Origin of the sequence: Marivita sp. (assembly GCF_051251565.1) — a bacterium.
GTDB lineage: Bacteria > Pseudomonadota > Alphaproteobacteria > Rhodobacterales > Rhodobacteraceae > Marivita.
On record NZ_JBPOFB010000013.1, the window covers coordinates 26,867 to 44,575 of the forward strand.

Sequence of the window (17,709 nt, forward strand, 5' to 3'; positions counted from 1 at the left end):
CGCTTTGCGCTACCCCTACAGCCTGGGTGCACTGAGACTCGCCCTGAGGGCCTGCACCGCCGCCAGCGTTGGCTGTCGCACTGGACCGGCGTGCAAATCGCGCAGGAAGGTCAACCACGCCAGCTCGGCGTCTGTGACAACAGGCGACCTGTCAGGAAGCTTTATGCCCAAACTCATGATCAAGCTCCAAAGACGGCACGAAGGGACGTGCGCAGCCGGTTGGTGAGGCGGGGATCCGAGTGACCGGACGCATCACGGATTTCATTCAGCCAGTCGACCTCGTTGTCAGTCACGACAATGCCGAAGATGTCGCTCACAGCGGCCTCAGTGGTTTCGAACCCGGCCTGGTCCAATGCGAGGATGAAAAGGTATTTCGGGTCAACCTCGAGCGCCTTGGCCATCGCCGGGACACGGTCCAGCGGCAACTTGGAGCTGCCCGCCTTGATCATGCTGACGTAGTTCGGGTTCGGAAATCCGGCCTGTATGGCAATCTCGCGCTGGCTCTTCTTACCGGCCAGCTCAAGGATCCGCCGGTCAAGGAACTTCGCCAGCTTGCTGTTTTCATAGGGTGTATTTTTCAATGGGCGCTCCATAGCCTCCGTCACATCATGCGACGTTTCTTGCTTGAGCTATAGCAAGCGCATCATTGGGGAGATGTTGGGTATGCTTGAGCCACGCACGAATTATGCTGTCGCAGTATGGGAGATATTGACGAGACCACCGGGATGAACGGTGTCCTGATTGAGGGGACCCCGAAAGACTGCTCCCGCCGTCCTACACGTTGAGCCAATGACGAAACACAAATCGCAAACCAACCAAAAAGCTGAGGGTGTGACTGCCGCGCTACAAACCGTGCTACAGCAGCTGCTACAAAACGGCACCCCGTGATCCATTTAAATACTTGTTTTAATTTACTTTATTTTCAGAAGAGCGAAGTCCAGCCTCTCACCTTACACCCCTTTCTTGCGGCGCATGACGCCGACGACGGTCAGCGCGCCTATATCCGGGCAAAGTACCTTGGCTTGCGTCGCCAGTCACAATCGGGATGCCCTGACCGGCCGCGCGTCGGAAACAGGATAGACGCGCGCCGTCAGGCACATTACCCGGGTGACATGACCAGCATGTCTTCCACCAGCCATTCCACAGACCGAATCCTGACCGGCGTTGCCCTCATGATCGGGTTTTGCGTCACAGCCCCTTTGTTGGACGTAGCGGCAAAGCTGGCCTCAAGCAGTGTTCCTGTCGGACAAATAACCACAGCACGCTTTGTCGTTCAGTGTCTACTGATGGCACCGGTTGTCTGGCTTATGGGGCTGTCCCTAAAAGTTCCACGCGGGCAATGGATGGCGCTGGTGCTGCGCGCGGTTCTGCTGCTTGTCGCAACCTTCTGTTTTATCGCTGCAATCCGCGTCATGCCGCTGGCTGATGCCCTAGCGATTGTCTTCGTGGCCCCGTTTATCGTCTTGCTGGTCGGCAAATTCTATCTGGGCGAAGACGTCGGACCACGCCGCGTCGCTGCTGCGCTTGTGGGCTTTGTGGGTGTATTGTTTGTGATCCAACCCAGTTTCTCAGCCTTCGGTGCGGTCGCGCTGTTTCCGTTGGGTACGGCTGTGGGGTTCGCGTTCTACATCCTCGTGACGCGGGGGTTATCGCGCCATGTGCACCCGGTGACGTTGCAATTCCACACCGGGCTGATCGCCAGCCTGCTGTGCCTGCCGCTGATGGGTCTGGCGCAGGGCAGCGGGTCGGATCTGCTGGACCCCGTATGGCCGACGGGCATCGCATGGGTATGGCTGCTCGCAGTCGGTTTTTTTGCGACGGTAAGCCACATGATGATGACCTACGCGTTGTCGCTGGCACCGTCGGCCACGCTGGCGCCGCTGCAATATCTGGAACTGCCTGTGGCGACCCTTCTTGGCAATCTTGTGTTTAGCGATTTTCCGAACAGCCTCGCTTTGATCGGCATCGCCATTATCATCAGCGCGGGCCTTTACATGATACACCGCGAACGCATCACCGCACGCCAATTGATGACCGAACGCGCTGCGCCTCCGATCTGATCAAACGCACAAAGCCTGATCAGGGCCAGTCCATGGCAATATAAATCGCAAGCATTACGTTCAGTAATAACTGAACGTAATTGACAAATTGCATGGACCAGACCATGTGACCCCATAGGCACAAGGAGTCCCACATGACTGATCCCGCTTCCGTCTCGGCCACCAGAGCGGATTTCATCGAGAAAATTGGGTTGATCACCCAAGCCGAAGGCCTGCCCCGCATTGCAGGCCGCGTCTTTGGTCTGCTCATCTTTGATGGCGACGCCGTGTCTTTCGGTGATCTGGCAATACGGCTACAGGTCAGCCGAGGCAGCATCAGCAGCAGTATACGGCTTCTGGAAGAACGCGGATTGGTCAAACGGGTCGCCAAGCCCGGCGACAGGCAGGATTATTTTCAACTGGCCCCGAACCCATATGTCACGATGCTCGAAGGGATACGAAAGCGCGCCCGGTCCACACGGGACGACATCGCCCAAACAATCGACTCGCTTCCACCGGGCAACGACGCCATCGGCAGGCTCAAGGAATACGCGGCCTTCTATGCGTCAACCGACGCGGCAATTGGAATGGCGATCAGCGATCTGAAAACCGCAAACAGCACGCCAAAAGCAAAGCCGCCCGCAGCCTCAAAGGACCATAGCCATGACACCTGAAAACGACACGGCGAGGGCCACGTCGGCAACCGTGTCACCTGGTGCGGACTCTTCGCAAGACACCGGCGCATCGACCGATGGTCCAAAAGAATTGCAGTTTGCCCCTGATGCAGGCGCGTCACGCTCCACATGGATTGCTGCAGCGCTGGTTCTGCTGCTGACCGGCTGGATGGGCAGTGGCTTTATCATCCCGCATGAGGAAGACACCACAACCGCACCCCGCGATGACCCCAAACCTGTGGCAGTGGCCGTGTCCACATCAACAGCGGAAAACGTCACTCAATTCTACCGCGCCGAAGGGCAGGCCCTGCCCGACCGCGACACTGCCTTACGCGCCGAGATTTCGGGCGATATCGCCGAAGTTCTCGTCTCCAAAGGGCAGGATGTTGTCGCAGGTGAGGTGATCGCGCGCTTTGATCCGTCCAACAACATCGCCGATGCAAACCGCGCAGCGGAAGAGCTTGCACGGGCGCAGCGCGAATTCGACAACGCCGAACGACTGCTGGAACGCGGCGTCGCCACGCAGGATCGGGTGTCCGAGGCGCGCGCCGATTTGGCCTCCGCACAGGCACAGGTGATCGCCGTCGCGCAGGCCACCGAGGCGCTGACAATCACCGCTCCGTTTGACGGGCGGATCGAGACACTCAACCTTGATGAGGGTGAATATGTCTCATCAGGCTCGGATGTGGGGCGGCTGGTCGATATCACGCCCCTGACGGTGGCCATTCAGGTTCCGCAGCAATCGCTGACCCGCCTGAACTCAGGGCAAACCGCGTCGGTGCAGTTCATCACCGGCGAAGCGCGGACAGGCACCCTCACCTTTGTGGGCACATCCGCCGCTTCCGAGACGCGGACCTTTCTTGCCGAGATCGAAGTGCCCAATGACGATGGCGCAATACCCGCCGGTATCTCAGCCGAAGTCAGCATCCCCACCGGAGAGGTTACCGCGCATTTCTTGTCCCCCTCGATCGTGTCGCTGAACACCGATGGCGCGTTGGGGGTGAAAACCGTGAATGCGGACAATGTCGTAGAATTCTACCCAATTCAGGTCGTGAAAGCCCAAATCGAAGGGATTTGGGTCACCGGCCTGCCCGACACCGTGGATGTGATCACCGTGGGTCAGGGCTATGTGAACGTTGCTGAAACCGTCGCGCCCTCCGCCGGGGGGACAAAGTGATGAACACATTGATTGACGCAGCTTTTTCGCGCGCACGTGTCGTGGCCATGGCTCTGATCATGGTCTTGGCGGTGGGCGCGTTTGCCTACAGCGCGATCCCCAAAGAATCCAATCCCGAGGTGCCACTGCCTTTGTTCTACGTATCAACGGGCCTTGACGGCATCAGCCCCGAGGATGCGGAACGCCTTTTGCTTGAACCGATGGAAACAGAATTCGCCTCCATCGAAGGGCTGGACAGCATGAAGTCGGACGCCTCCGAAGGCTTTGCCAGCATCCAGTTGGAATTTGTCCCCGGCGGTGACAATGACGAAGCGCTGGACAAAGTACGCGAAGCGGCAGACCGCGCGCAAAGCGACCTGCCCGAGGACGCGCGGGACATCACGATCACGGAAATCAACACGGCCCTTTTCCCGATCATCACCACCATCATTTCCGGCCCGGTGCCAGAACGGACGCTGAATGCGCTGGCAGAAGACCTTCAGGAAAACATCGAAGGCATCGAAGGCGTGTTGGAAGCCGAGATTGGCGGCCAACGCTTTGAATTTCTCGAAGTGCTGATCGATCCGACGGTCTTCCAGACCTACAACCTGTCCTTTGACGAATTGATCGGCCAAATCCAGCGCAACAACCGCCTTATCGCCGCAGGTGCCATCGAAACCGGATCCGGTCGGATCGTGCTCAAAGTTCCCGGGCTGATCGAAGATCTCGAAGATGTGATGGCCATGCCGGTCAAGGTGCGCGGCAATGCCGTTGTCACCTTTGGCGATGTCGCCACGATCCGACGCACCTTTGAAGACCCCAGTTCCTTTGCCCGCATCAACGGTCAGCCCGCGCTTGCCCTGGAAGTCACAAAACGGTCCGGTGCGAACATCATCGAAACCGTGGCCCAAGTCCGCGCCTTGGTCGAAGAGATGCGGGTCGATTGGCCCGACAGCATTCAGGTGACCTATCTTCAGGATCAATCCAAGCAGGTCGAAGACATGCTCAGTGATCTTGAAGCGAACGTGATCGCGGCGGTCATTCTTGTGATGATCGTGATCGTTCTTGCCCTTGGGTTTCGGTCAGCCATCCTTGTGGGTCTGGCCATTCCGGGTGCCTTTCTTGCGGGTGTCATTGCGCTGTGGTCGATGGGTTACACCATGAACATCGTGGTGTTGTTTTCGCTTATCCTCGTTGTGGGGATGCTGGTTGACGGGGCCATCGTCACCACCGAACTGGCAGACCGCAAACTGCAAGAAGGCGCCCCCGCCCGCGACGCCTACGCCTATGCTGCCAAACGCATGGCATGGCCGATCATCGCATCAACTGCCACCACCCTCAGCGTGTTTTTCCCGCTTTTGTTCTGGACGGGCATGGTTGGGGAATTCATGAAATTCCTGCCAATCACCGTGATCCTGACGCTGTTTGCATCGCTGTTCATGGCCTTGATCTTTATTCCCGTGGTGGGCGGCCTGATTGGCAAACGACAGCCACAAAGCGCCAAGCAGAAGGCCGCTCTGCATGCTGCCGAAATCGGCGATCCACGGGACATGGGCGGCTTCACCGGCCAGTATGTCCGCATCTTGGAATGGGCAATCTTGCGTCCTGCAGCCACCTTGCTTTTGGCGATTGCCCTGCTGCTTGGCGCGTTTGGTGCTTATGGGCAATTCGGCAAAGGTATCAGCTTTTTTCCATCGGTCGAACCTGATTTCATGCAGGTGCAGGTGCGCGCGCGTGACAATTTCTCGATCTTTCAAAGGGATGCACTTGTCCGCGCGGTCGAAGACCGTCTTTTGGGCTATGACGAGATTGCCAGCATCTATGCAAGATCCATGATGTCCGCCGGCCAAGGCGACGAAGAAACCATTGGCACGTTGCAACTGGAACTGACCCCATGGGACACCCGCCGCACCGCCGCAGAGATCGGAGTCGATATCCGTGAAAGTGTCGCGGATATCGCGGGTATCGATGTTCAGGTGCAAACCGAAAGCGGCGGCCCCACGGCGGGCAAGCCCGTGAACCTGCAAATCACGGCCCGCAATCCAGAGGGTCAGGCCACAGCCGTGGCCGAGATACGCGCGATCATGGACCGTCTCGGGGGCTTCACCGATGTGACCGACACCCGGCCGGTGCCCGGTGTAGAAGTGTCGATCCTTGTGAACCGCGCCGAGGCTGCACGCTTCGGTGCCGATGTCAGCCTGTTGGGCCAAGCGGTTCAACTTCTCACCCAAGGCATCACCGTCGCAGATTACCGACCCGCAGACATCGACGGGTCGTTGGACATCCGCGTGCGCTTTCCACGCGAAGAACGATCGCTCGCCGAGCTAGGCAGCCTGCGTGTTCCAACAACATCCGGCCTCGTGCCGATTTCCAATTTCGTGACATTTGAGCCGACCGAACGCACCGGCGTCATTCGCCGCATCGACGAAAAGCGCGTCACGACAATCGAGGCCAACGTGGCCCCCGGATTTCTGGTCAATGATCAGGTCGTCGCCTTGACCGCCGCCCTGAACGACGCCGACTTGCCCGAAGGCGTCGCCTTCAGCTTTGCTGGCGAAGCCGAAGACCAACAGGAAAGCATGATTTTCCTCGCCTCAGCGTTTGTTGCGGCGATCTTTCTGATGTTCGTGATCCTCGTGCTCCAATTCAACAGCTTTTATCAGGCCTTCGTGGTGATGAGCGCGATCATCTTTTCCATTGCGGGCGTGCTTTTGGGGCTGATCATCACGGGCCGCCCCTTCGGCATCGTGATGGGCGGAATTGGTGTCATTGCCTTGGCGGGCATCGTGGTGAACAACAATATCGTTCTGATCGACACCTACAACGATCTGATCAAGACCGGGCAATCCCCGCGCGAGGCCGCGCTGCGCACCGGGGCCCAACGCTTGCGCCCGGTCATCCTGACGTCTGTGACAACGGCATTGGGTCTGATGCCGATGGTGATCGGATTGAATCTCAATTTCTTCACACGGGACATTGTCTATGGCGCGCCGTCAACGCAGTGGTGGACCGAATTGTCGTCAGCCATCGCGGGCGGATTGGTGGTTGCGACCGTCCTGACCTTGGTGGTCACGCCTGCAATGCTGATGTTGAAAGCGCCGCGTCAAACCCAGACGCGGGCAACGCCACCGCTCGTTCCGGCAGGATAGCGACAGGAACAGGTCAAGCCTGATCAGGATGGTGGCATGCACCTCGCATGCTCTCTCCAGCGCGCTGCATAGTCCTGAAGTGACGCGATTTGTGTTGCGCAGATCGCGACAGGGCTGTTGCCAAGCGGCGGGGCCTTTTTGGCCCCGGCGACAAGCATCGCCGCTCCTGCGCTTGTCCCCGTGGTGCCCTGAGACGACTTTACATCCGAACCGGTCACGACGCTGAGCATTCCAAGGTAGACGTGATTGGCCGCAAACGGGCCTTCGACGATGATCGTTCCATCATGGCCGATATTGGACAGGCATTCAGCCGTCACCATAGCCAGATACAGCGCGACAGCGGCACCCCGCGCGCCAGAGCCAAGCTCGGGCGCGTCCCCGACCCACGCGCTTTGGCGCCCCTTGAATGGCCCCGTCTCGTTGGCAAGCGCAGGCAGCAACATGATCTTTTGTGCCACAACATCGTCAAGGTCTTGCTGCGTCGGCATCGGATAGGCACCGCCTGTGGCAAGGTCATGTTCACGCCCGCCCATGAACCGCGCGGATGGGGCCGGATCACCAAGTGCAGTGACGTTGATCAGGCTGTCCAGATCAGGATCAAGCGCGCGGGGCCTGCCGCCGACAGACATGACAATCACCCATGTGCCGGTCGAAACCACACTGAACGGGGCGCGTTGCGTCAGAACATACGGAAGCAGCGACGCATTGGAATCGTGAATACCGCAATGCACTTTGGTGTCCGGCGACAATCCAGTGTGTTCCGCGACGTCCGGCAGCACCGATCCCAAAACCTCGAAGGGCTTGCGCACGGGGGCCATCTTATCCGTAATATCAAGCCTCTCTACTAAGGATGACATCTGCCCGGAATGCGGGTTCCAAAGGTCCGTGTGACACCCAAGCGACGTGACATCCATCGCCACCTCCCCGGTCAGCTTGGCCCCCCAAAACTGCGGATAGGTGACGATCTTATGCGTGCGGGCTTTCAATTCAGGATCGACGTGAAACTGCCAATAAAGCTGCGCCCCGATATTGAGCCCCCCCGCAAGCCGGGGTGATCCGGTCTCGGAAAACGGCGGACAAAGGGCGCGATACGCCTCGGCGGCCTCGTCGGGTCCGGTATGTTCATAGTCCAGGATCGGCGCGGCAAGTGCGCCATCCCGGTCAAGAAGCGCGACGCACGCCCCATGGGTGGTGATAGATATCGCATCAACACGGTGGGCGGCATTAAACTGGCGGAGACCATCCAGCAAAAACGACCAATGCCCATCCACGTCGAAATGCGGCCAGGGTGGGCCGGGCAAAACCGTATTGGGGCGCGTGATCACCGCGATTTCGTGCAAACTATCCAGATCGACCAGCACGAGTTTCGCATTGGTCTTGCCAATATCGATGACCGCAACATGACCTGTCATGGCATGTGAAACACGGTTTCAAGCCGCGTAACAACAGGTTCGTTCCCCGGATGAATCCGCATGATGTCAGCCATATGCGCCCACCATTTCTGCATCACCGGATGATCCGGCAAATCGTCCATGCCATGCCCATCCACGCGCCACAAAACGCCGAACAGGATGTCTGTCTCGGCATCAAGGTGGATCGAATAATCCGTGATACCTGCATCCGCCAACAGCGCGACAAGCTCGGGCCAGATCTCGTCATGGCGTTTGATGTATTCGGCACGGCACCCAGGGTTCAGGTGCATCTTGAACGCAAATTTCTCCATCACCGTGCCCGCCACATGAACCACAGACGTGGCAATGCGATGACCCCGATCAGCAGCGCACCAATGACAATCGACATCACGATCCCCGGCACATTCAAAAGGCCCAAGCCAAAGGTCACCAGCCCCATAACGAAGGCCGCGATGACAACACCGACAATGGTGCCCGATCCACCAAGAATGCTCACGCCGCCCAGCACAACCATGGTCACGATCTCAAGCTCCCACCCTGTGGCGATGGACGGACGCGTGGACCCAAGGCGCGCTGTCAGGCAGATGGCCGCAACTCCAGACATCAGACCCGTCAACACGAACAGGATGAACTTGACCCGCTGAACCCGGATGCCCGAAAACATCGCCCCGGTGGCATTGTTGCCGATGGCATAGACAGCCCGTCCAAAATTGGTCTTGTGCAGCAACACACCGTAAATCACCGCGATGATTGCAAAAAGCACCAACTCGAACGAGATCACCCACCACACATAGCCCTGACCAAACCACGAAAAGCTTTCGGGGTATCCCCGAAACGCCTGATCGCCCAGCACGATATAGCTGATGCCGCGAAACAGGCTCATGGTGCCGATTGTGACGACGATCGAAGGCAGTCCAAAGCGCGTCACCAGAACGCCATTGAACGCTCCGCAGATCAGGCCCACGCCCAGACCGACAAGCACCAAACCGGGCGTCCCCACCCCCATTTGCACCGCAGCCCCCATAGCGGTCGAGGCAAGCGCGATGATTGACGCCACCGACAGATCAATCTCTCCCGAGATAATCAACAGCGCCATCGCAAACGCGATCATCGCTTTTTCGGTAAAGTTGAAAGTGGCGTCGCTCAGGTTCCAGGCATTCAGGAAATAGGGGGACGCAAAACTGTTGGCCATGAAGATACAGATGGCCACCAGCAGAAGCAGGGTTTCCCAGCTTTTCAACCGCTGTTCGAGCGGCGACCGCAACCGGTCGGGGATAGTGCGGGTTGTCGTGCTCATGATGCCTACTCCGCGCGTTTGAGAATAAAGCGGCCCTTCTCACGATTGGCCTGCGCATTCAGGGCAACCGCGATGATGATCGCTCCTCCCGAAATTGCCAGTTGCCAAAACGGAGAGATATCGACCACTGGCAGCGCGTTCTTGATGATCCCAAGGAACAACGCACCAAGCAAAGCACCTCCGACGGTGCCAATCCCGCCCATGATCGACACGCCGCCGATCACGCACGCCGCAACCACGTCAAGCTCGAACCCTCCGGCAATATCGACATAGGAGACAGCAAATCGAGACACCCACAGATATCCCGTAAGACCTGCCAATGCGCCCGAGATCGTGAACGCCAGGAATTGCGTCTTGCCGACATTGATCCCCGCATAGGTCGCGGCATGCGGGTTTCCCCCGGCGGCGTAAAACATACGCCCCAAGGGCATGCGCGTCATGACGATGGAAAACACGATCACCGCGACAATGGCGGTCCATCCCAAAACCGACAGGCCCAAAAATTCCATACGCGGAAACGCTTTGAACGCATCGCTCATCTCGTGGCTGTTGACCCATTTGCCATCGGAAATGACAAAGATGATGCCGCGGAAGATGGTCATCGTCCCAAGCGTCACAACAATGGGCGGGATAGCAAGTTTCCAAACAAGGATACCATTAACCATCCCCAGCACCGCACCGAAACTGATGGCGATGAGCACGATCACAATGATCGGCAGCTCGGGTGCCGCGACATTGATCATCGACACAACCATACCCGTCAGCGCAAGGTTTGCAGCAACGCTCAGATCGATACATTTCGTCAGGATGACGATCATCTGCCCAATCGCCAAAAGGATGAGCGGTGATGTATCCGTAAAGACATCGGCCAGATTGGCGGGCGTGATGAACGCCGGAAACCGCGACGCAATCAAGGCAAGCAGCAGGATGATAGCCCCCAACAGCAAGGCTTCGCGCGATGTGACAAACCGTTTCAGCATAACGTGGTCCCTTCAGATACCGGCGGCATGGCGGACAAGTGTCTCGGGTTGCAGATCACCCTCGGTCAATTCGGCGGCAATCCGCCCTTCGCGCATCACAATCACGCGGTCGGACATGCCAAGAACTTCCGGGATTTCCGAGCTGACCATGATCACCGCCAGCCCTTGCGCGGCAAGTTCCGCCATGAACTCGTGAACCGCTGCCTTGGATCCGATATCGACGCCCTTGGTCGGTTCATCAAGAATGATGACTTTCGGCTGTGTCGCCAGCCACTTGGCGATGACCACCTTTTGTTGGTTGCCGCCCGACAGGTTGCCCACATGAGTATCAAGCGACGCGGCCCGAAGATCGAGCCTTTGGGTGTAGTCGCGTGCCAGTTTGAATTCCTCGGCAAGCTGCAAAAACCCCTTGCTTGAGATCCGCCCAAGCGATGGCAAGGTGACATTCTGAAAGATTGGCAGGTCGAGGATTGCGCCCTGCTTTCCACGATCCTCGGGCACATATACAATCCCGTTCTCCACAGCATCGGCAGGCGATGTGATCTGAACCTGCGTGCCGCCGATCTCGACGGTTCCGCGCGAGGGTCGGGTTATGCCGAACAGGGATTGCATGAATTCGGATCGCCCCGCACCCACCAAGCCATAAAACCCAAGGATTTCACCCTTGCGCAGGGTGAACCCGATATCGTCGAATTCTGTCGGATGCGAATAGCCATCAACCTGCAAGATCACATCACCTGGATTGGGCGTGCGCTTAGGAAAAATCTGGCTGACATCACGGCCAACCATCATCTTGACCAACTCCGCCTCGGTGACATCCGCAATGGCGCCATCGCCAATCAACTGGCCGTCACGAAAGACCGTATATTTATCCGCAATCCGAAAAATCTCATCGAACTTGTGGCTGATGAACAAGATCGCCTTGCCTTGCGCCTTCAGGCTTTCGACCAGCTCGTACAGCTCTTCGATTTCCTTGTGGGACAAAGCGGCTGTCGGCTCGTCCATGATCACCACGCGGGCATCAATCGACAAAGCGCGCGCAATTGCCACAAGGTGCTTACTGGCGATACCCAAATCCCTAAGCTTTTCGCCGGGATCAATCTGTGCGCCGATCCCCAAAAGGATGTCCTGTGCACGCGCGGTCATGGCCTTGAGATCTATCAACCCGAATGCCGTGCGCGGCGCATGGCCCAGGAAAATATTCTCGGCGACAGACAGCTCATCGAAAAGCACGGTCTCCTGATGGATCGCCGTAACACCGTGGTCTGCGGCCGCCTGTGGCACGGCAAATCGTGTGGGCTGTCCATTGACATGGATCGTCCCGCCATCGGGCTGGTAGATCCCGGTCAAGATCTTCACAACCGTCGATTTACCGGCCCCATTTTCCCCAACCAATGCCGTGACCTTACCCGGAAACAGGCGCAACGACACATCAGAAAGGGCTTTGACGCCGGGGAAGACCTTTGTGATCTGCTCCAGCGCCAAAACCGCAGTTTCGTCGCCCACGGCTTCAGACGGCATGGGGGTGTCCGAGTGATCAAGCATCATCAACGGTCTCAAAATGTGGGAAATGTGGCCCCGGCATGACATCACGCGTCACGCCGGAGAGCTGTTTGGATCGCTTAGAAGATCGATTTGAACTGGTCGATATTCGACGCGTCATAGACAAACGGATCTGCCATTGCGGCAGAGGTGCTGTCATCCAGCGTGATCGTGCCCACCCGTCCAATCGAGATCTCTGCACCCGGCTCGGCCGTTGCCGCACCTGAGGCAAGCGCATGCGCAATCATCGCTGCAGAATAGCCAAGATCAATCGGGTTCCAGATTGCAAAGGACTGCGATGCACCGCTTTCAATGGCACCCGCCATCTCGGACGGCAGACCAAGGCCGGTCACATTGACCTGACCGACTTTGCCCGCATCCACCACAGCCTGAGCGGCCGCCACGATCCCGACAGAGGTCGGCGCGATAATCGCATCAAGGTCCGGGTAGGCTTGCATCAGTCCAGTGGCTTCACGATAGGATTTGTCTGCCAGATCGTCGCCATAGACGGTCGCCACCACGTTGATGCCAGGGTAGTTGCCCATCACCTTGTTCATCTCTTCGATCCAGATGTTCTGGTTCGTCGAAGTGGTCGTGGCAGAGAGCACGGCCACATCACCGCCGTCCGGCAGGTGATCTGCCGCCAGCTTGATGATCATGTTGCCAATCAGAGCATTCGAAGACGGGTTCAGGTGCATCATGCGGCCTTCTTCGGCCACACCGGAATCCCAACTGATGACGGTGATGCCGCGATCCATAGCTTTCTTGAGCGTCGGCACAAGCGCATCGGTGTCATTGGCAGAAACTGCAATCGCATCGACGCCCTGCGCGATAAGCGAATTGATGACCTCGATCTGGCCTTCGGCAGTCGTGTCGGTCGGACCGGTATAGATGATCTCGACCCCACCCAGCTCTTTGGCGGCTTCTTCGGCGCCTTCGGCTGCGGCTTCGAAAAAGCCGATGCCCAACGCCTTCACGACAAGCGCGATGCGCATATCATCCTGCGCCATGGCAGTTGTTCCGAACAGGCTCGCAGCAAGGCTGAGGCCTGCGGTAAGCGTAGTGAAAGTGCGACGTTTCATTGGTTTCCTCCCTAAAATACGTTCGCGGATGAGCCCCTTACGAGGCCACGTTTTTCTGAGCGCTCCCGGATTGGGTGACGATCAGCGTCACTTCGGCGGCCTCAAGCATCGCGGCCGCCTTGTCTGTTATTTGGTCATCTGTGATCACCGTGGTGATGCGGTTGAGAGGGCACAGCACAAGGCTCGAACGCCGCTCGAACTTTGTACTGTCCGCCAGAACAATCAGCTCATCAGCCTGCCCGATGAGCTTTTGCTCGGCCTGAATAAGCAACGGGTCCGCTTCCATCAGACCCAACGGACCAAGTCCCTGCGCGCCAATGAACATGCGCCGTGCGCAGAAATTGCGGGTCACGTCATTCTCAAAGGGTGACAGAACAATGTTCTGTTCCCGGTAGATCGTGCCGCCGGGCAGCATGATCGTGTTCTTCGAATGCTTTAGCAGGTGCTCGGCAATCGGGAACGAATTGGTAAACACCTGCATGCGACGGCTGGCCAGCGGATGCACCATCTGGAACGTCGTTGTGCCACCATTGATGATGATCGCGTCACCATTTTCGCACAGATCAACGGCTGCGGCTGCAATCGCCTGCTTTTCCTCGATCCGCATCGTTGCATTGACTGAAAAGGGCCGTCCGGCAAGACCGACAAATTGCGGCGGGCTAAGCGCCTCTGCCCCGCCCCGCACACGCCGAAGCTGCCGCGCTTGATCGAGCGTTGCAATGTCACGCCGAACGGTGGCCTCTGACGCCCCCGTGAGATTGCACAGATCGGCAACTGTCACGACCGGCCGCTCTTCGACCGCGGACAGAATAATCGTGTGGCGTTCCTTTTCGTGCATGGCGTCCTCCCTTAATGCAAGCTCTCCAGATTCGCGCCACCTGTCAATCAAAATTAATCATAAACAATCATGCTTCACCGCAGAACGATCACACATGATTGTTTTTGATTGACACATGACCGTTATCCGCACAGCTTTGGCGACAATAAGGGATGACAGGCGCGCCGCGCCAACCGGGAGGAAAGATGTTGAAATCATTGGAATCGCAGCTCCTTGATAACCGCTGGGTTGATCAAGACGCAGACGGAATGAGCGAATCGGAACTGCTGCTCTACCGATCAAACATTCTGGGCTCGGACAAGCGCGTGACCAATTACGGTGGCGGCAACACCTCGGCCAAATTGATGGAAACGGACCCGTTGAGCGGCGAACAAGTCGAAGTCCTCTGGGTCAAAGGCTCGGGCGGGGATATCGGCTCGATCACGATGGACGGGTTTGCCACGCTCTACATGGACAAACTGCACGCGCTCAAATCGCTGTATCGCGGTGTTGAATACGAAGACGAAATGGTTGGGTACCTCCCGCATTGCACCTTCAAACTGAACCCGCGCGCAGCCTCGATCGATACCCCTCTGCATGCCTATGTGCCACGCAAACATGTCGATCACGTCCATGCCGATGCAATCATCGCCATCGCCGCATCAAAGAACTCCAAAGACCTCACACAAAAGATTTTTGGCGCCCGCATCGGCTGGTTGCCATGGAAGAAACCCGGCTATGAGCTTGGTTTATGGCTCGAGGCGTTCTGCCGCGACAACCCCGATGCAGATGGCGTCGTGCTCGAAAGCCACGGCCTGTTCACATGGGGCGACACCGCCAAGGAATGTTATGATCAAACCATCGATGTGATCAACGTCGCCACGACATGGCTGGCAGAGCAGAGCGCGAACATCGCCGCCTTCGGCGGTGCCCTTCACGAAAGCCTGCCGCCACAGGCGCGCCGAGAGATTGCGGCCCGGCTGATGCCGGCAATCCGTGGTTTTGTGTCGGGCAACCACCACATGGTAGGCCATTTCAACGACAGCGACCCGGTCCTCACCTTCGTCAATGCCAAGAATATGGCACCGCTGGCCGCCTTGGGCACGTCCTGCCCCGACCATTTTCTGCGCACCAAAATACGCCCGCTCGTGCTGCCCTTTGATCCGGCGCAAGGCAATATCGAAGAGGTGATCGCCGGTCTGCCCGAACAGGTGGAAACCTACCGCACCGAATACGCAGCATATTACGATCGCTGCAAACATGAGGACAGCCCAGCGCTTCGGGATCCGAACGCGGTGGTCTATCTGGTCCCAGGCGTTGGCATGATCACCTTCGCCAAAGACAAGGCGACCGCGCGCATTTCCGGGGAATTTTACGTCAACGCCATTAACGTGATGCGCGGCGCAAGCGCAGTGAGCGAATACCAAGGCCTGCCGGAACAAGAGGCGTTTGATATCGAATACTGGCTTCTGGAAGAAGCAAAGCTCCAGCGCATGCCAAAGCCCAAATCCCTTGCAGGCCGCGTGGCACTTGTCACCGGGGGCGCAGGGGGCATCGGCACGGCGACTGCGGAACGCTATCTTACCGAAGGGGCCTGCGTTGTGTTGGCCGATATCGACCAAGCGGCGCTGATCGCAACCCAAGCGACATTGGCAAAACGCTACAGCAAAGATGTGGTGCGCAGCGTTCAAATGGACGTGACGCAGGAAACCGCGGTCATTGAAGCCTTCGCCGATGCGTCGGTCGAATTCGGCGGGATTGATATCCTCGTGTCCAACGCGGGCATCGCATCCTCTGCACCGGTAGAAGAGACGTCATTGGACCTGTGGAACAAGAACATGGATATTCTGTCCACAGGCTATTTCCTTGTCAGCCGCGAAGCGTTTCGACTGATGCGCGTGCAGGACATGGGCGGTTCGGTCATCTTTGTTGCGTCCAAAAACGGTCTTGCCGCGTCACCGAACGCCACCGCCTACTGCACTGCCAAAGCGTCAGAAATCCATTTGGCCCGCTGCCTCGCCCTTGAAGGGGCCGAAGCAGGCATTCGCGTCAATGTGGTAAACCCCGACGCCGTCCTGCGTGGATCGAAAATCTGGGAAGGCGATTGGCTCGAACAACGCGCGGGCACCTACGGCACCGACAAGGACGGCCTGGAAGAGATGTATCGCCAGCGCTCTTTGCTCAAACGGTCCGTCTTTCCAGAAGATATCGCGGAAGCCTGTTATTTCTTTGCCGCCGACACGTCGTCGAAATCCACCGGCAATATCATCAACGTAGATGCGGGCAACGTTCAAGCGTTCACGCGGTAGGAGGTCAGCCATGAGCTATCAAACTGCAAAAGCCGCCTTCGCCGAGTGGGGCGTGGACACCGAAACTGCGTTGGACCGGCTGACACGCATCCCAATATCGGTGCATTGCTGGCAAGGCGACGATGTGGTCGGGTTTGAACAAACATCCGGCACGTCCGGCGGCGGCATTCAAGCGACAGGCAACCACCCCGGCCGGGCACGTACTCCAGACGAGCTGCGCGCAGATCTCCAATTCGCCTTTTCAATGATTCCAGGCAAACACCGGCTGAACCTTCATGCGATGTATCTGGACACGGATGCGACACCGGACCGGGACGAAATCGAATTTGAACATTTTGCCCCATGGGTTGATTGGGCCGGACAACAAGGCATCGGCCTGGACTTCAATCCAACCTTCTTTGCCCATGCCAAAGCAGACGACAACCTGACCCTAAGCCACCCAGACCCGGGTATTCGCGCGTTCTGGATCGAGCATGGCAAACGATCCCGCGACATCGCGTCCCGCATCGGTGCCACCTTGGGATTACCCTGCGTGAACAACATATGGGTGCCCGATGGCTACAAGGACACGCCGATTGATCGCCTGTCTGCCCGAAAGCGTCTGGAAACATCACTCGACACACTGCTTGCCGATACGCACGACAAAACGCACATGCGCGACGCCGTCGAAAGCAAACTGTTCGGGATTGGCGTAGAAGCCTGCACCGTTGGCAGTCATGAATTCTACATGGGCTACGCGATCCGAAAAGGCACGCTGCTCTGCCTCGATATGGGCCATTTCCATCCCACTGAAAACATCGCCGACAAGCTCAGCTCCGTCGCCTTGTCGCTGGATGAAATCTTGCTCCACGTATCGCGCCCGATGCGCTGGGACAGCGACCATGTGATCCTGCAAAGCGACGATATTCTCCAGATGGCACAAGAGCTTGTGAGCACCGACCTGCTTGGCCGCACACATATCGGGCTTGATTTTTTCGACGCGACCATCAGCCGGACCGCCGCTTGGGTGATCGGAACACGCAACATGCAAAAAGCCCTGTTGCGCGCGCTTTTGATGCCGCTGGACCAGTTGAAAAGCGCCGAAGCGGCACTCGACTTTACAACACGTCTGACCATGACCGAAGAATTCAAAGACATGCCGTTCGGGGCCGTTTGGACCGAGTTCACCACCCGGGCAGACATGCCAAATGGTCTTGGCTTGATCAAAGAGCTTGATCGCTATCAAACCAGCGTGTCGGGTCGCAGATAACGC

General features: G+C 57.9%; 14 protein-coding genes. 6 read left to right on the forward strand and 8 right to left on the reverse strand.

Features of this window, described 5'->3' with window-relative positions; all coding sequences use genetic code 11:
• Positions 1-179: 179 nt before the first annotated feature.
• Positions 180-581 carry a helix-turn-helix domain-containing protein gene (locus ACSHXH_RS14800; RefSeq protein WP_416884566.1) on the reverse strand — a complete coding sequence of 134 codons (402 nt, stop codon included), beginning with the start codon at positions 579-581 and terminating at the stop codon, positions 180-182.
• A gap of 531 nt (positions 582-1,112) precedes the next feature.
• Here ACSHXH_RS14800 and ACSHXH_RS14805 point away from each other — a divergent pair.
• The 4 genes from ACSHXH_RS14805 to ACSHXH_RS14820 all read left to right on the forward strand — a co-directional run bounded on the left by ACSHXH_RS14805 (position 1,113) and on the right by ACSHXH_RS14820 (position 7,018).
• Positions 1,113-2,060 carry a DMT family transporter gene (locus ACSHXH_RS14805; RefSeq protein WP_435672585.1) on the forward strand — a complete coding sequence of 316 codons (948 nt, stop codon included), beginning with the start codon at positions 1,113-1,115 and terminating at the stop codon, positions 2,058-2,060.
• Positions 2,061-2,194: 134 nt separating this feature from the next.
• Positions 2,195-2,713 (forward strand): GbsR/MarR family transcriptional regulator, encoded by a 519-nt coding sequence (locus tag ACSHXH_RS14810; protein ID WP_435672586.1) that lies wholly within the window; start codon positions 2,195-2,197, stop codon positions 2,711-2,713.
• Positions 2,703-3,890: an efflux RND transporter periplasmic adaptor subunit gene (locus ACSHXH_RS14815; RefSeq protein WP_435672587.1), complete on the forward strand. Its 1,188-nt coding sequence runs from the start codon at positions 2,703-2,705 to the stop codon at positions 3,888-3,890. Before ACSHXH_RS14810 ends, ACSHXH_RS14815 begins: the two co-directional genes overlap by 11 nt.
• Complete coding sequence (locus ACSHXH_RS14820; RefSeq protein ID WP_435672588.1) at positions 3,890-7,018, forward strand: efflux RND transporter permease subunit; 3,129 nt, start codon at positions 3,890-3,892, stop codon at positions 7,016-7,018. The genes ACSHXH_RS14815 and ACSHXH_RS14820 overlap by 1 nt, the downstream gene beginning before the upstream one ends.
• Positions 7,019-7,041: 23 nt before the next feature.
• On the opposite strand, the gene ACSHXH_RS14825 is transcribed toward ACSHXH_RS14820, so the two are convergent.
• The 7 genes from ACSHXH_RS14825 to ACSHXH_RS14855 all read right to left on the reverse strand — a co-directional run bounded on the left by ACSHXH_RS14825 (position 7,042) and on the right by ACSHXH_RS14855 (position 14,169).
• Positions 7,042-8,430, reverse strand: coding sequence for an FGGY-family carbohydrate kinase (locus tag ACSHXH_RS14825; RefSeq protein WP_435672589.1), 1,389 nt, complete (start codon positions 8,428-8,430; stop codon positions 7,042-7,044).
• Complete coding sequence (locus ACSHXH_RS14830; RefSeq protein ID WP_435672590.1) at positions 8,427-8,741, reverse strand: L-rhamnose mutarotase; 315 nt, start codon at positions 8,739-8,741, stop codon at positions 8,427-8,429. The genes ACSHXH_RS14825 and ACSHXH_RS14830 overlap by 4 nt, the downstream gene beginning before the upstream one ends.
• A complete protein-coding gene (locus ACSHXH_RS14835; protein ID WP_435672591.1) occupies positions 8,741-9,727 on the reverse strand; it encodes an ABC transporter permease in 987 nt (328 codons plus the stop codon). The genes ACSHXH_RS14830 and ACSHXH_RS14835 overlap by 1 nt, the downstream gene beginning before the upstream one ends.
• A gap of 5 nt (positions 9,728-9,732) precedes the next feature.
• Positions 9,733-10,707 carry an ABC transporter permease gene (locus tag ACSHXH_RS14840; protein ID WP_435672592.1) on the reverse strand — a complete coding sequence of 325 codons (975 nt, stop codon included), beginning with the start codon at positions 10,705-10,707 and terminating at the stop codon, positions 9,733-9,735.
• Between the two features lie 12 nt (positions 10,708-10,719).
• Complete coding sequence (locus ACSHXH_RS14845) at positions 10,720-12,228, reverse strand: sugar ABC transporter ATP-binding protein (protein ID WP_435672638.1); 1,509 nt, start codon at positions 12,226-12,228, stop codon at positions 10,720-10,722.
• A gap of 101 nt (positions 12,229-12,329) precedes the next feature.
• A complete protein-coding gene (gene rhaS / locus ACSHXH_RS14850; RefSeq protein WP_435672593.1) occupies positions 12,330-13,331 on the reverse strand; it encodes a rhamnose ABC transporter substrate-binding protein in 1,002 nt (333 codons plus the stop codon).
• Between the two features lie 37 nt (positions 13,332-13,368).
• Positions 13,369-14,169 (reverse strand): DeoR/GlpR family DNA-binding transcription regulator, encoded by an 801-nt coding sequence (locus ACSHXH_RS14855; protein ID WP_435672594.1) that lies wholly within the window; start codon positions 14,167-14,169, stop codon positions 13,369-13,371.
• A gap of 185 nt (positions 14,170-14,354) precedes the next feature.
• On the opposite strand from ACSHXH_RS14855, the gene ACSHXH_RS14860 reads away from it, so the two are divergent.
• Together ACSHXH_RS14860 and ACSHXH_RS14865 are read left to right on the forward strand one after the other, a co-directional pair.
• Positions 14,355-16,457, forward strand: a complete 2,103-nt coding sequence (locus tag ACSHXH_RS14860; protein ID WP_435672595.1) for a bifunctional rhamnulose-1-phosphate aldolase/short-chain dehydrogenase — start codon at positions 14,355-14,357, stop codon at positions 16,455-16,457.
• Between the two features lie 10 nt (positions 16,458-16,467).
• A complete protein-coding gene (locus ACSHXH_RS14865) occupies positions 16,468-17,706 on the forward strand; it encodes an L-rhamnose isomerase (RefSeq protein ID WP_435672596.1) in 1,239 nt (412 codons plus the stop codon).
• The last annotated feature ends 3 nt before the right edge of the window (positions 17,707-17,709 follow it).

Bases quoted from the DNA above. Each gene is read 5' to 3' on its own strand.
- ACSHXH_RS14865 (WP_435672596.1), top strand. From the start codon at position 16,468: ATGAGCTATCAAACTGCAAAAGCCGCCTTCGCCGAGTGGGGCGTGGAC.
- ACSHXH_RS14840 (WP_435672592.1), bottom strand. From the start codon at position 10,707: ATGCTGAAACGGTTTGTCACATCGCGCGAAGCCTTGCTGTTGGGGGCT.
- ACSHXH_RS14815 (WP_435672587.1), top strand. From the start codon at position 2,703: ATGACACCTGAAAACGACACGGCGAGGGCCACGTCGGCAACCGTGTCA.
- ACSHXH_RS14805 (WP_435672585.1), top strand. From the start codon at position 1,113: ATGACCAGCATGTCTTCCACCAGCCATTCCACAGACCGAATCCTGACC.
- ACSHXH_RS14860 (WP_435672595.1), top strand. From the start codon at position 14,355: ATGTTGAAATCATTGGAATCGCAGCTCCTTGATAACCGCTGGGTTGAT.
- ACSHXH_RS14810 (WP_435672586.1), top strand. From the start codon at position 2,195: ATGACTGATCCCGCTTCCGTCTCGGCCACCAGAGCGGATTTCATCGAG.
- rhaS (WP_435672593.1), bottom strand. From the start codon at position 13,331: ATGAAACGTCGCACTTTCACTACGCTTACCGCAGGCCTCAGCCTTGCT.
- ACSHXH_RS14845 (WP_435672638.1), bottom strand. From the start codon at position 12,228: ATGCCGTCTGAAGCCGTGGGCGACGAAACTGCGGTTTTGGCGCTGGAG.
- ACSHXH_RS14820 (WP_435672588.1), top strand. From the start codon at position 3,890: ATGAACACATTGATTGACGCAGCTTTTTCGCGCGCACGTGTCGTGGCC.
- ACSHXH_RS14835 (WP_435672591.1), bottom strand. From the start codon at position 9,727: ATGAGCACGACAACCCGCACTATCCCCGACCGGTTGCGGTCGCCGCTC.
- ACSHXH_RS14830 (WP_435672590.1), bottom strand. From the start codon at position 8,741: ATGGAGAAATTTGCGTTCAAGATGCACCTGAACCCTGGGTGCCGTGCC.
- ACSHXH_RS14825 (WP_435672589.1), bottom strand. From the start codon at position 8,430: ATGACAGGTCATGTTGCGGTCATCGATATTGGCAAGACCAATGCGAAA.
- ACSHXH_RS14855 (WP_435672594.1), bottom strand. From the start codon at position 14,169: ATGCACGAAAAGGAACGCCACACGATTATTCTGTCCGCGGTCGAAGAG.